This window comes from Nocardioides panacihumi, from assembly GCF_039530925.1.
GTDB lineage: Bacteria > Actinomycetota > Actinomycetes > Propionibacteriales > Nocardioidaceae > Nocardioides > Nocardioides panacihumi.
In genome coordinates, this window is record NZ_BAAAPB010000005.1 from 197026 (window position 1) to 209749 (window position 12724).

Below are 12724 nucleotides of genomic sequence, written 5' to 3' on the forward strand. Positions count from 1 at the left end.
GGCGTCGATGAACACCACTCGAACCACCCGAACCAACCGGCTCGTCCGGTGCCTCACCGCCCTGGCCACCGCCGTGGGTCTCGGCGCCGCCACCGTCGCCGCCCTCGGTGCGACGATCGGCGCGACGTCGGGTCCCGCGGCAGCGGCGGCACCCGTGCGAGCCGCAGCGGTGGCAGCGCCGGTCGGCAGGCTGGCTCCCACCGGATGCAGCCGCGACGACGCCACGGCGACCGACACCTGTGACCTGTACGCCATGGCGGGAACCACGCAGGTGCTCGGGAAGACCCTGCCGATCTGGGGCTTCTCGAGCACCGGTGCCGCCGGCTCGGCGACCGCACCGGGCCCCGTGCTCGCGGTCCGACAGGGCGACACCGTCACCATCACGTTGCACAACCAGCTCGCGGAGGACGTCTCCCTGGCCTTCCCGGGCCAGCCGGCGAGCAGCTTCACCGCCGGCCTGGACAGCACGGCCGGCACCGCGCCCGGCGACTCCGGCACCTACAGCTTCACCGCCGGCCGACCGGGCACGTTCCTCTACGAGGCCGGCCACACGCCCGGGGGCACCCGGCAGGTCGCCCTGGGCCTGGCCGGCGCACTGGTCGTCCTGCCCACGGACGGCACCGCCAACGGTCAGGCGTACGACGACGAGGCGGTCGTCGTGCTCAGCGAGATCGACCCCCGGCTCAACGCCGACCCGGCCGGCTTCGACATGCGCGACTTCCACCCGGCGTACCGGCTCGTCAACGGGCGCCCGTTCCCGACCACCGACCCGATCCCCACGGACCAGGGCCACAGGGTGCTGCTGCGCTACGTCAACGCCGGCACGGTGACGCACCCCATGCTCACCCTCGGGGCCACCCAGCTCGAGGTCGCCGACGACGGTCACCCGCGCGCCCATGCGCAGCGCGAGGTCGTCGCCACGGTGCTCTCGGGCGCGACGGTCGACACGATCGTCACCATGCCGACGGGCGCCGAGTCCAAGGTCACCCTGATGGAGACCGGCGGTCACCTTCACAACAACGGCCAGACCGAGCTCGACGTCACCCAGGTCGCCACCGGCGGCATGATGACGTTCCTCGACACGAACGCACCGGCCCCGACCGACGACCACGTCGGCCCGGCGTCCAGGCACCTGGCCGTGTCCCCGAACCCCTCCGCAGGCCTCACGCCCCTGACGGTGACCGCAGACCTGAGCGACACCAGCAGCGGTGGTTCGGCGGTCGACGCCGCCGAGATCCTCGTCGACGACCCCGACGTCGGCGTGGGTGCCGGACTTGCCATGACCGGCGCGTTCGGATCGGCCGCCGTGACCGGCGTCCACGGCAGCCTGCCGGTGGCACCCGACGCGGGGTCGGACTGCACCTCGCAGCCCTACGCCCTGAGCTGCCTCGACGCCGGCAAGCACACCGTCTTCGTGCGGGCCCACGACGCCGCGGGCAACTGGGGTCCGCTCGGATCCGTGGTGCTGAGCCTGCCCAAGGTCGGGCCGGCCACGACCAACGGCTCCCTCTCCGCCCCGGTGACCGGCGACAAGGCGGCGTTGAGTGTCAGCGCCACCGGTGACGACACGGCGGCCGACGGCGTCATCGACGGGGCCGAGCTGTTCCTCGACACCGCCGGCACCGACGGTAGCGGCCAGCAGCTCACGCGCAACAGGACCGCGACGATCGTCAGCGAGGACGGAGTCGTCCCGGCAGCGCCCGTCAGCGGGCAGACCTGTGCCACCGCTCCGATCGCGCTCAGCTGCCTGACCGAGGGCACGCACCACCTGCTCCTGCACAGCCACGACTCACTCGGACTGTGGGGACCGGTTCTCGACGTACCGTTCACGCTGGACCGCACAGGGCCCGCGGTCGACGCCGCGAGCATCACTCCCAACCCGAGCAACGGCCTCCTCTCCGCGCCCGGCAACACCGGCTACCTGCGGATCGCCGGCGTGGTCACAGACCGGGAGACGAACGGCGCCGTCGCCAACCAGCTGAAGGCGGCCGAGGCGTTCGTCGCGCCGACCAGTCCGGCACCCGCTGCCGGGAGCGGGCTCCAGCTGCTCGCGGTCGACGGCCGGTTCGACAGCCCGAGCGAGCAGGTCTACGGCCTCGTCCCGCTCTCGCAGATCAAGGTCAAGGCCGACGGCAGCTATCAGGTGCTGCTCCGCGGCAAGGACGTCGCGGGCAACTGGGGAAGCCTGTTCGCGATCCCGTTGACGATCGACAAGACGGCCCCGGCGCTCGCCTCGGTCACCGGCTCGCCCAACCCCACCGCCGGCGCCCAGCTGCTCACGCTCACCGCACCGGTCACCAGGGACACGGCCTTCCAGACCGCCGAGTTCTGGACCGGCACCACCGACCCGGGAGTCGGCAAGGGCACCCGCGTCCAGGTGAGCTACGTCGGCACCAACGTGGTGGTGGCGGTGCCGCTCACCGGGATCACTCCCGGCTCCGTCCGCTTCAACCTGCGGGTGCAGGACCTCGCCGGCAACTGGAGCAACGCGGTCAACACGACCGTGACGGTCTCGAAGCCGAACGCGATCTTCTCCGACACGTTCGACTCCGGGAACCTGAACGCCTGGTCCGCACGCACGAACGTCGGTGGCGGCTCGATGGCGGCCTCGCCGATCGCCGGGCTGCCCAACGGCGCCGGCAACCAGGGCCTCCTCCTGACCGGACCGGGAACGCACTTCCTCACCGACAACACACCGGCGGCGGAGACCTCGTACCACGCGCGGTTCCAGCTCTCGGCGACCACGTTCACCAGCGGCAGCGCTGCGGCCGTCGACCTGTTCGACGCCCGTAACGGCGCCAACGGCAACGTGTTCACGGTGAACTACCGGAGGTCGGCCGGCACCAGCCAGGTGCAGGTCGTCATGGCCCGCACGATCGGCGGCACGTTCACCAGCGGCTGGCAGAGCCTGACGGCCGGTGCGCACGCGATCCGTGTGGACTGGGTCTCGGGGCCGGCGACCGGCGCGGCCCAGGGCTCGCTGAGGCTGTCGGTGGACGGCGTCGCGGTGATCACCCAGACCGGCAGCACGACGGGGCTCAGCATCGAGAGCGCCCGCCTCGGCATCGTGGCCGGCACCAACACCACCTCGACCGGCAGCGCGTACGTCGACTCCTTCGAGTCCACGCGCTACACGCTGCCCTGACCTGAGGCCCCCGCAGGGTCGCGACCTGCGGGGGCCTCTCCAGCGCCACACCTAGGGGGAACAATGCCTGTCACGACACTCACCGCCCCGAGCCCGAGCCTTCGGCCCCGCCTCCTGCTGAACGGCGGCCTGGCCGTGGTCCTGGTGCTGGTGCTCGGGCTCGTGCTGCTCCGACCCCATCAGCCGGCCGCCTCGGCCGGAGCCACGGTGCCCCAGAGCACGCAGCTCGAGACACGGACCGGGGTCCGGTTCTCACGGGTCGCTGTCGTCGGCGACGGCGGCCTGATCACGCTCTTCTACGTCGTGCTCGACACCGAGAAGGCCACCACCTTCCAGGCCGACCGGGCGCATCCGCCGCGGCTCGCCAGCGAGGAGCACGGTGGCGGCACGCAGCGCGCGTCCATCATGCGCGCCGGACACCAGATGCGCGCCGGGCAGACGTACTACTTCGTGTACGAGAACACCGGCGGGGCGATCAAGCCTGGAGAACGGGTCACCATCACCTACGCCGGCGTGTCCCTCCGGCACGTCCCCGTGCTCTGAGGCCCGGGCCGTGAGTCTCCTCGGCAGAGCGGCCGCGAGCCTCGTGCTGGTGGGAACCGCCCTCCTCTGCGGGGCGGCACCCGCGGGCGCCCATGCCTATCTCGACCACAGCAACCCTGCAGACGGCGCGACCGTCGCGCGGGCGCCGGACACCCTCCGCCTGTTCTTCAGCGAGCACGTCGTGCTGTCGGCGACCACCCTCCAGCTGTTCGACGCCCAGGAGCGCAGGGTCCCGCTCGCCCGGCTCCGCCTCGACAGCGCGAACCTCGACGACACGGAGGCGCCGGCCCAGATCGTCGCCGACCTCCCCGACCTGCCCACGGGCACGTACCGCCTGACCTGGAGCACCCTCTCGAGCGACGACCTCCATCGGACCTCGGGGGTGCTCGCCTTCGGTGTTCGGGCCGCCGTCGCCGGCGGCGGTGTCGACGAGGCGGACCCCGACCCACTCGAGGCCGTCGCCGGCGCCGTGCTGCTCGGCGGCATGGCCCTGCTGCTCGGTGCTCCGCTCGCCCTCCGCACGCTGCGCCCAGCGTCGCCGCCCGTGCGGCGTCGGATCCGTCGAGCGGCCGTCCTCGGCGGGCTGCTCGCGATCGGCGCCGCCCTGCTCGGCCCCGTGCGGGAGGCGCTCGCCGGGGATGCGGCCGTCCTGCTCGCGGGCGGGTACGCCGGCCGGTGGGTGGTCCGCACGGCGGGCATCGCCCTGCTGGTGCACGGGATCCGCGCTCCCGGGCGCCATGCGTCGCTCGTCGTCGGCGCCGCGCTCGCCGCGGCGGGGCAGACCCTTCTCGGGCACGCCGTCGCCCAGTCAGCCGGCGACCCGCTGCGGGTCCCGGTGACCACCGTCCATCTGCTCGCGGCCCTCGGCTGGACCGGCGCGGTCGCGGGGATCGCGATCGGTCTCGCCGGCAGGCCCCGGCAGTCCCTCCCGGCGGCCGAGCTGGGCGCAGCGCTGCGCGGCTTCGCGGTCCCGGCCGCGGTGGGCCTCGCGATCGCCGTGGTCACCGGCGTGTGGCTCGCCTCGGACGTGGTCGTGTCGGCGGACGCGGCGGTGCTCACGTCGTACGGGCGGACGCTGCTCGTCAAGCTCGCCGTCGTGGCCGCCGTCTGCGGGCTGGCGCTGGTCAACCACCGTGGGCTCCGACGTCGAGGCGACGTCCCCCGCCGCACGATCACGGCCGAGGCGGTCGCGGTCGGCGGCGTGATCGCGTTGACGGCACTTCTGCTGGCCGGGCAGCCGGCCACCGAGCCGCAGCTGGCCGACGCCGGTACGCCTCCGAACCGGGGACCGATCGCGCGACAGGTAGGCGACCTCGAGGAGGCGCTGAGCCTGCGGCCGAACCGCGCCGGACCCTCCGTGGTCCTGGTCGACCTCTTCGACCGGCGGCGCCCTGCGCCCGGCCCGGTCTCCGGCGTCACGATCCAGGTCGGCGGCACGGACCTCGGCGGCGCCCGACCGCTGGGCGACGGTCACTGGTCAGCGCCGGCCCCCGACCTCCCGAGCGGACCCACGGCCATCACGGTGACCGTCACGCGGCCGGGCATCGACCCGGTGACGGCGACCTACCCGTGGGTCGTCGGACCCGCGACGCCGCCGCCGTCCGCCGTCGTGTCCCGGACCCCGCTGACCCCGGCGGTGCGACTGCTCGCGGCCACGCTCGCAGGCGTCGCTGCCGGCTTCGGGCTCGTCGCCCTCCGACGCCGGGCACGGCGTGCGCCGGCCCCCGACGGAAGCACCTCGGCACGGGACGAGGAGCCCGCCCTGCCCTGACGCCTGGCGGGCCGGTTGCGCCGCTCCGCGACCTCAGTCCCGCTCGAGGCGGAGGGCGAGCGCGGGGCAGGCGGCGACCGCGCGTCGGGCGTGCCGCATCGCCTCCGACCCGACGACGGGGTGGGTGATCACAGGAAAGCCGTCGGGGTCGGACGCGATGTTCTCCGGGAGCAGCAGGGCGCACATCGCGTGGCCGTCGCACCGGGTCCAGTCGACCTGGATCCTCATCGGTCCTCCACCAGCGGAAGGACGCCGAGGTACGGCCGCCCGCAGCCGCCGTGCTCGGCGTGCGCCGCGACCTCCGCCGTCATCGTGGTCAGCGCACTGCTGATGAACGCGGCGGTGCCGTCCGGGTGCGCGCAGGCGCCGCGTCCGGTCATGGCCCGCAGGCGACCGGCGACCTCCAGCGAGGGTCGTCCGTGCAGCAGCGCGTCGACGTCCCGGGCGACGGCGTGGGTCCCGAACAGGCACGGTCCGCACTGGCCGGCCGACTGGCTGGCCAGCCACCTGGCGACCGCCGCGACCTCGGCCAGCGCGCAGCCGTGGGCCGGCACGCGGGCGACCACACCTGCGTTGAGCGGGACACCCGCCGCGCGAAGTGCCGGGCGGGTCAGCCGCAGGCCGCGTACGTCGCTCACCCAGTGCCCGTGGTAGCCGCCGATCAGGACCGGCCCGCTGTCGACATCGCTCCCGCCGAGCAGCGCGTCGAGCGGCAGACCGGTGGGCACCTCGACGACACCGCTGCCCGACCCGGACCCGACCAGTGTCAGCAGGCTGGTGCCCGGCTCCTCCGGGTCGCCGACCTCAGCATAACGGCGCGCGCCCAGGGAGACGAGCAGCGCGATCTGCGCGAACGTCTCGACGTTGCTGGCGAAGGTGGGCGCTCCGTGCAGGCCTCGCCGGGTCGGGAGCGTACGCCGGCCGGGTGGCACGGCAGCTCCGCCGTCGAGGCCGCTGAGCACCGCACGGACCTCACCGGCGACGAACTGGGCCGGCTGCATCCGCACCGTGACCGACTCGGGATGCGGCTCCGAACGACGCCTCTCCGCGAGGGCTCGCTTGAGCGCCTCGTGGGCCGCGGCGTCGTGGACGGCGATCGTGACCCGCCTCGTTCTCAGGGCGCGGGCGACGACGAGGGCGCCGTCGAGGACGAGGTGCGGGACGAGGGTCATGAGGGTGCGGTCCTTGTGGCTCGCAGGCTCGCTCTCCGAGCCGTTCACGACGACCTCGACCGACGACCTGGCCGGCAGGCCGGCCAGCTTGGTCGAGACGGGGAAGGCCGCACCGCCCCGACCCAACAGCCGGACCGCGGCGGTCTCCCGCACCAGCGCATCGTGGGTGCGGTGCTGCTGGGCACCGTGGAGCGATCGGTGCATGGCGAGGTCGGCGTACGCGCCGCGGGTGACGCCCGCCAGGAGCCGGGCCGACCCGTAGGCCGTGGGTGCGAAACGCGCTTGAAGCGTGGTCACGAGTGTCTCCCGGTGGTGACGAAGGGGGTGTTCTGCCGGCTGCGCCGCCGGTGCAGGTCGCGCCAGGCGGTCAGCGGACCGGTGGCGTGCTTCTCCTCGGCGGACAGGCGCCTCCAGATCGCGACCAGCACGGCGAGCGCCGATCCGCCGTACAGGAACCATGCCCAGCGAGCGTGGGTGTCGGTGCCCGCGAGCAGGCCGTGCGCCATCGCCAGCGGCCAGGCCGCGTAGGCGAGGGCGTGCACCGGCCGCCACCATCTGGCCGCTGTGCTGGAGCCGGCCAGCCGCCCCCGGAGAGCTCCCGACACGGCGACGACGGCGAAGCAGTAGACCGCGAGCGTGCCGAGACCGACGGCCACTCCGCGATAGCCGGCCGTGAACGGCACGAGAGCGCCCGGGACGGAGATGTTCACGTGCGCGTCGAGGATCAGGAGGACCGCGTGGAGCGCGAGCAGGGCCAGCGTCACGACCGCCGCCGAGCGGTGGGTCAGCTGCAGCAGGAGCCGCAGGTTGCGGCGGCGTACCCGGGTCGAGGGCGAGGACCCCGATGCCGTCGCCCCGAGGCAGACGGCGACCGTGGCACCCAGCAGGGCCATGAACCCTGCGGCACGGGCGAGGAACCAGAGCGTCATGCGACACGCTCGCCCACGGGCCAGGATCCGACGCGGTGAACGGCCCCGCCCTGGTCGACGAGACGGGCTGACAGTCCGGCGGACTCGAGTCGCGCGGCGGCCGAGTCCCCCCAGATCAGCGACGCCGTGCTGTAGGTGTTCGCGAGCACGCACGTCGGGGCCCACACGCTGGCGGTGCGGATGTCGCCGTCGGCGGGCGCCCCCGTGCGCGGGTCCACGACGTGGTGAGCCTCGCCGATGTCGGTGCGCCACCGCCGCGCGACGGTGGACGACGTCGCCAACCCGCCGTGCGTCAGGCCGATGACCTCGCCCGGACCCTCCGCGGTCTCGGCGACCCGCACCCGCCACGGGGCGACCGTGCTTCCGGCGACGGCGACATCTCCCCCGATCTCGACCAGCGTCGGAGCACCGTGGTGCGCGGCGACCCGGCGGGCTGCCTCATCGGCGGTCCAGGCCTTCGCCGTGGCGCCGAGATCGAGCCGCAGACCCCGAGCGACGCCGATCCTGCGCAGCTGGTGATCGACCACGACCCGGCGCCAGTCGGCCGGCGGCGCCGCGACCGGGCGGACGTGGCGCGTCGGCGCCGCAGCGCGGACGGCGGCGATGTCCGCGTCGTACCCCCAGGACGCGACGTGACCACCGACGGTGGGGTCGACTGCGCCGTCGGTGCGCTCGGCCGCCTCGAGCGCGGCCTCGACCAGGGTCAGCGTCAGCGCACCGACCGGGAGGAGTCGCGGGGCGCCGTCGTTGACGGCCTCCAGCTCGGAGTCCTCGCGAAAGCGGCTGACCGCGCCGTCGACGTCCGCCATGAGCTCGCGGACCGTCGCCACAGCCTCGTCCATGGTGGCCTCCGGCACGGTCTCGTCCTGGCCGACCACCACCCGGACGGTGCACGACCAGTCCTGCCAGCTCCGTGTGGTCATGACGCGTTCGACCCGCCCTGCGACGAGCTGGAGGACGAGCTGGAGGACGAACTGGAGGGCGGTGCGGGCACCACGCCGGTGCTGCCGCTGCTCGACGAGCCGGAGTGGGACCGTTCGTGAGCGGACCCCGTCGTCGCACCCGAGCCGCTGGTCGTCGGAGACTGGCTCGTGGTCGGTGACTGGGGGGTGCCGGAGGAGCCGGACCCGCTCGTGCCGCCCTGGCCGCTCTGGGCCGTCGTGCTCGCCGCGGCGGCGGTGATGGCCGCCGTGCCGGCTGCTGCAGTGACGATCATCCCGGCGGTGGCGATGCGTGCTCGGCGGAGGAGACGGCGGCGAGGGGTGTCGTTCATGACATCCACGTTGCCCCGATGCGGCTCAGCGGTGCCGAAACGGCCCGTCAAATCGAGGTCAAATCGACCTGTGCCCCCGCCATGACGGGCCGGAGCCCTTCAGGGTCGACCGAGCACCAGGCGGACGACGGTCCACCCTTCGTCCCTCTCGACGTCCAGCCGACCGCCGCTCGCCTCGGCACAGGCGCGCGCGATGTCCAGCCCCAGCCCGGTCGAGCCGCGGTCGCTGCGGCCGCGGTGGACTGCGCCGTCCGGGATCCCGGGGCCCCGGTCACGCACCTCGAGCAACACCGGCTCACCCGAGCGTCGACCCGGGTCGGCGAGCACGACCGCGACGTCGACGCCCTCCGGCGTGTGGGCGACGCAGTTCTCCAGGAGGGCATCCACCGCGGCCCTCAGGTCGTCCGCGGCGCAACGTACGTCGACGGCCCGGTCCGGCACGTCCAGGTCGATGACCCGGCCCTGGTCCTCGGCGAGCGGTCGCCAGAAGTCGACCTGGTCGCGCAGGACCTGCGTCGCGTCGCAGCGCGGCATCACACCCTCGCGCTCCGGACGCCGCGCGGCCCGGATGACCGCGGTCAGCGTGCGTTCCAAGTGGTCCAGGTGGGCGTCGAGCTCGTCGGTCCGCTCGGAGGCGGGCAGCGCCTCGACGTCCAGGCGCACCGCGGTCAGCGGCGTGCGGAGCCGGTGCGAGAGGTCGGCGACCGTCTCGCGCTCGGCGGCGAGGAGGTCGCCGATGCGACCGGCCAGCCGGTTGAGGGCGGACGAGACCCGGCGTACCTCCGAGGCGACGCCGTCCTCGGGGGCTCGCGCGGACAGGTCGCCGTCGCCGAGGCGGTCGGCGGCCGCGGCCGTCTCGTCGAGGTCGCGCACCAGGCGTCGTGTCACGACCTCGGCCGCTCCGGCCGCGAGGATGAGCAGCCCCGCGGCGGCCGCCGCGAGCCAGAGGAGCCGGTGCACGGCCCGGACACGCTCGTCACCGACGGAGCTGTAGGCGAGGACCGTGACAGGCCCGTCCGCCGTCGTGGCGCGGACGGCCACCAGCTCGCCGCCGTCGACCTCGTGGATCTCGGGCTGCGACACCGGCATCAGGCCGCTGCTGTCGTCGGTGTCGGCGTGCTTGTCCTTGACCGCCCGGTCGGTGTCGGTGGGCGCACCGGCAGGGAGCTGGGCTCCGATGCTGGTGCCGTCGGGCAGCATCACGGTCACGCTGGCCCGGTCGTCGCGGCCGTTCAGCCGGTCGACGTACGCCTTGAGGACCGTGCGCTCCGCGGGGCCCGTGCTCAGGTAGTCGGCGACGCCGCGCGCGACGGTGACGGCACTCTCGCGACTCTCCTCGGACGCCGAGCGGGAGAGCAGCAGCCACAGCGGGATCGCGAAGAGGACCATCACGCTGGCGGACGCGCCCACCGCCAACGTCAGGATGCGCTGTCGCAGGCTCATGGCGCGCTCGGGTCGACGAGCTTCACACCCACGCCGCGCACGCTCACCAGGTAGCGCGGGTCGGCGGCGGTCTCGCCGAGCTTGCGACGCAGCCAGGAGAGATGGACGTCGACGGTCCGGTCGGCGCCGCCCCACGGCATCTGCCAGACCTCGGCGAGCAGCTGACGCTTGGTGACGACCTCGCCGGCCCGCGAGGCGAGCGCGAAGAGCAGGTCGAACTCCTTGCGGTTGAGCGTGAGCTCGCGATCATCGAGCTGCGCGGTGCGCGAGACCGGGTCGACGACCAGGCCGCCGACGACGACCCTCGGGTCCTGCTGAGCAGTCGGCGCCGTACGGCGCAGGACCGCCCTGACCCGTGCCAGGACCTGGGCGGCCGAGAACGGCTTGATCAGGTAGTCGTCGGCCCCCGCGTCGAGCAGCCGGACGATCTCGCGCTCGTCGTCACGCGCGGTCGCCACCACGACCGGCAGGTCGCTGCTGGACCGGATGAGCGCCAGGACGTCGGCACCGTCGAGGTCCGGCAGCCCCAGGTCGAGCACCACCGCGTCGGGACGCTCGCTGGTGACCGCCTTGATCGCCTCGACAGCGGTGGCGACGGAGACCACCGTCACGCCCTGCTCCCCCAGTCCGCGGGCGAGCGTGCGCCGGATGTCCGGGTCGTCCTCGACGAGCAGGAGGCGCACCATGCCCGTCACGTTACTGGTCAGACGACCCGCTCCCGGTCCCCGCCCACGCGGCCTTCGCGCCACTGTGTCCGATCCGCGCGACCTGGACGCCGGTGCCGACCGCGGCCAGCACGGCCAGCGCGCCGACCACGGCCGTCACGACCCGCAGCCGGTCTCGTGTCTTCGCGCCCGGGCCCCCGGCGACCGCGCGACGGCGGTCGAGCCACCAGAACCCGGCGGCCAGCACGAAGAGGCCGATCGTGAACGGGATCAGCTGGTCACCGAGCTCGGCGTGCTGCTCGATGAGCTGGTTGTGCGGCAAGGAGTGCTCGAGGTTCTCTCCGCTCGACGTCGACAGCGGAGTCAGGACGAGAGCGACCAGGCTCAGCGCGGCCGGGACCGGGCCGGCCCAGCGACGGAATCGGGGCACGAGGACCGCGGCGGCGACAGCGATCACCGCGAGCGGCACGAAGACCACGGTGGCATGGACGATCAGGGGGTGCAGAGGCAGGCCGAAGATCGTGGACGGCATCGGGTTCCTTTCAGGCTGGGTGTCCGACCAGTCTCCGGCCCGCTGGCCGAGCCCGTCCGCAAGGGAACGTTAAAGCCTTCTCAAATCAGGTCCGGCTGGGCGCCGGGCGACCTAGGCGGGCACCAGGCGCCGGCCCGTGACGCGGGTGGGATGGATCCGGACGTAGTCCCAGTAGTCCCCAGCGGGCCAGGGCACCGGCCGATCCGTCAGACTCGCGAGGCTCTCCGGAGAGGTGGCCCGCGCCGTACCCGTCACGAGGACGCTCCACCCGGACTCGGTGTAGTCGTCGAAGTCGTCGACCTCGTAGGTGAGGTCGGGCTCGGGGGCGTTGTCCCGCAGATACCGGGCCGTCTGGCCTCCAGGCGAGACGCGTACGACGATCTCACCGCCGATCACCGCATGGTTGACCGGCAGGATCACGGCCCCACCGCTGGTGCAGTACCCGATCCGGCCGACCGACCTGCTCCCGAGGAGCTCGAAGCACTCGTCGCGACCGATCTCCTTGAGCTCGCCGCGGAACCACAGCTCTTTCATGATCGCCTCCCAGATGTGCCCGGACACAGCCCGTTCGATCCCACCGTGCCGCCGTCGCCACGGCGTCGGAAGGGGCCCGAGTCATGGGCAGTGAGGGACGAATGACCCTCGCGCCGCCACTGCCGACGGCCGAGGCGCGGTGGACGTTCGTCCCTCCGACACCGGTACGACGGCCCTGTCGCTCCTCCCGAGCAGCCGCTCAGCCTCGGAGCATGACCACGGCCACGCACCGTCCCACGACATGGAGCCGTTCCGACCGGTTGGCGCGCACCTGGCCGGTGCTGACCGGTGCGGTCGCGGGAGTCGGCATGAGCTGCCTCGAGGTCGTCTGGGGCCCACGGCTCGTGCTGGTCGTCGCCGTGGGCTTCTGGCTCTTCCTCACGCTCCTGCTCTGGTCCTGCCTGGCCGACTACGGCTACCGCGTCGCCTGGTCGATGCACCTCGGTCTCGTCGTCACCGTCGTCGGCGCGGGACTGGTGGGACTCACCGTCCTCTCGCCGATCGTCGGTGGGGTGGCCGCGGCCGCCGGTGCGTGCGCCGTCGTGATCTGGCGACGTGCGTCGGTCCGCCGACGCCGCGTCATGAGGACGCCTCGTGAGTCGACGGCGGTGCGGCCCGACCAGTGGAGGGTGGACCAGGAGTTCGCGAGGCTCGTCGCCGATCTCGAGAAGGGCCAGGGCCGGGGACCTTCGTCCTGAGCCCGGTGACCTTCGCCGG

13 protein-coding genes are annotated in these 12724 nt (G+C 73.6%); 4 read left to right on the forward strand and 9 right to left on the reverse strand.

Going from position 1 to position 12724, the window contains the following annotated elements:
* Nucleotides 1-7: 7 nt before the first annotated feature.
* The 3 genes from ABD205_RS19895 (at nucleotide 8) to ABD205_RS19905 (ending at nucleotide 5459) form a co-directional block, all read left to right on the forward strand.
* A complete protein-coding gene (locus tag ABD205_RS19895) occupies nucleotides 8-3145 on the forward strand; it encodes a multicopper oxidase domain-containing protein (protein WP_344047901.1) in 3138 nt (1045 codons plus the stop codon).
* 63 nt (nucleotides 3146-3208) lie between these two features.
* Complete coding sequence (locus ABD205_RS19900; RefSeq protein WP_344047902.1) at nucleotides 3209-3688, forward strand: hypothetical protein; 480 nt, start codon at nucleotides 3209-3211, stop codon at nucleotides 3686-3688.
* 49 nt (nucleotides 3689-3737) lie between these two features.
* A complete protein-coding gene (locus ABD205_RS19905; protein ID WP_344047904.1) occupies nucleotides 3738-5459 on the forward strand; it encodes a copper resistance CopC/CopD family protein in 1722 nt (573 codons plus the stop codon).
* Nucleotides 5460-5492: 33 nt separating this feature from the next.
* Here the strand turns inward: ABD205_RS19905 and ABD205_RS19910 are convergent, their stop codons facing one another.
* The 9 genes from ABD205_RS19910 to ABD205_RS19950 form a co-directional block, all read right to left on the reverse strand.
* Nucleotides 5493-5687: a ferredoxin gene (locus ABD205_RS19910; RefSeq protein WP_344047906.1), complete on the reverse strand. Its 195-nt coding sequence runs from the start codon at nucleotides 5685-5687 to the stop codon at nucleotides 5493-5495.
* Nucleotides 5684-6928 carry an NADH-ubiquinone oxidoreductase-F iron-sulfur binding region domain-containing protein gene (locus ABD205_RS19915; protein WP_344047908.1) on the reverse strand — a complete coding sequence of 415 codons (1245 nt, stop codon included), beginning with the start codon at nucleotides 6926-6928 and terminating at the stop codon, nucleotides 5684-5686. Before ABD205_RS19915 ends, ABD205_RS19910 begins: the two co-directional genes overlap by 4 nt.
* Nucleotides 6925-7560, reverse strand: a complete 636-nt coding sequence (locus ABD205_RS19920) for a hypothetical protein (protein WP_344047910.1) — start codon at nucleotides 7558-7560, stop codon at nucleotides 6925-6927. Before ABD205_RS19920 ends, ABD205_RS19915 begins: the two co-directional genes overlap by 4 nt.
* Nucleotides 7557-8483 (reverse strand): FAD:protein FMN transferase, encoded by a 927-nt coding sequence (locus ABD205_RS19925; RefSeq protein WP_344047912.1) that lies wholly within the window; start codon nucleotides 8481-8483, stop codon nucleotides 7557-7559. Before ABD205_RS19925 ends, ABD205_RS19920 begins: the two co-directional genes overlap by 4 nt.
* Entirely contained in the window at nucleotides 8480-8833 is a 354-nt protein-coding gene (locus ABD205_RS19930; RefSeq protein WP_344047914.1) for a hypothetical protein, read from the reverse strand. Before ABD205_RS19930 ends, ABD205_RS19925 begins: the two co-directional genes overlap by 4 nt.
* 99 nt (nucleotides 8834-8932) lie before the next feature.
* Complete coding sequence (locus tag ABD205_RS19935; RefSeq protein ID WP_344047916.1) at nucleotides 8933-10276, reverse strand: sensor histidine kinase; 1344 nt, start codon at nucleotides 10274-10276, stop codon at nucleotides 8933-8935.
* Nucleotides 10273-10962 carry a response regulator transcription factor gene (locus ABD205_RS19940; RefSeq protein ID WP_344047918.1) on the reverse strand — a complete coding sequence of 230 codons (690 nt, stop codon included), beginning with the start codon at nucleotides 10960-10962 and terminating at the stop codon, nucleotides 10273-10275. Before ABD205_RS19940 ends, ABD205_RS19935 begins: the two co-directional genes overlap by 4 nt.
* Nucleotides 10963-10972: 10 nt before the next feature.
* Complete coding sequence (locus ABD205_RS19945; protein WP_344047920.1) at nucleotides 10973-11473, reverse strand: DUF2231 domain-containing protein; 501 nt, start codon at nucleotides 11471-11473, stop codon at nucleotides 10973-10975.
* 111 nt (nucleotides 11474-11584) lie between these two features.
* Entirely contained in the window at nucleotides 11585-12007 is a 423-nt protein-coding gene (locus ABD205_RS19950; protein WP_344047922.1) for a pyridoxamine 5'-phosphate oxidase family protein, read from the reverse strand.
* Nucleotides 12008-12219: 212 nt separating this feature from the next.
* Between ABD205_RS19950 and ABD205_RS19955 the strand changes: the two genes are divergently transcribed.
* Nucleotides 12220-12705: a hypothetical protein gene (locus ABD205_RS19955; RefSeq protein WP_344047924.1), complete on the forward strand. Its 486-nt coding sequence runs from the start codon at nucleotides 12220-12222 to the stop codon at nucleotides 12703-12705.
* Nucleotides 12706-12724 lie beyond the last annotated feature (19 nt).

Coding starts and splice junctions, on each gene's coding strand:
- ABD205_RS19895 (WP_344047901.1), top strand. CDS start 8: ATGAACACCACTCGAACCACCCGAACCAACCGGCTCGTCCGGTGCCTC.
- ABD205_RS19900 (WP_344047902.1), top strand. CDS start 3,209: ATGCCTGTCACGACACTCACCGCCCCGAGCCCGAGCCTTCGGCCCCGC.
- ABD205_RS19910 (WP_344047906.1), bottom strand. CDS start 5,687: ATGAGGATCCAGGTCGACTGGACCCGGTGCGACGGCCACGCGATGTGC.
- ABD205_RS19920 (WP_344047910.1), bottom strand. CDS start 7,560: ATGACGCTCTGGTTCCTCGCCCGTGCCGCAGGGTTCATGGCCCTGCTG.
- ABD205_RS19925 (WP_344047912.1), bottom strand. CDS start 8,483: ATGACCACACGGAGCTGGCAGGACTGGTCGTGCACCGTCCGGGTGGTG.
- ABD205_RS19930 (WP_344047914.1), bottom strand. CDS start 8,833: ATGAACGACACCCCTCGCCGCCGTCTCCTCCGCCGAGCACGCATCGCC.
- ABD205_RS19935 (WP_344047916.1), bottom strand. CDS start 10,276: ATGAGCCTGCGACAGCGCATCCTGACGTTGGCGGTGGGCGCGTCCGCC.
- ABD205_RS19940 (WP_344047918.1), bottom strand. CDS start 10,962: ATGGTGCGCCTCCTGCTCGTCGAGGACGACCCGGACATCCGGCGCACG.
- ABD205_RS19945 (WP_344047920.1), bottom strand. CDS start 11,473: ATGCCGTCCACGATCTTCGGCCTGCCTCTGCACCCCCTGATCGTCCAT.
- ABD205_RS19950 (WP_344047922.1), bottom strand. CDS start 12,007: ATGAAAGAGCTGTGGTTCCGCGGCGAGCTCAAGGAGATCGGTCGCGAC.
- ABD205_RS19955 (WP_344047924.1), top strand. CDS start 12,220: ATGACCACGGCCACGCACCGTCCCACGACATGGAGCCGTTCCGACCGG.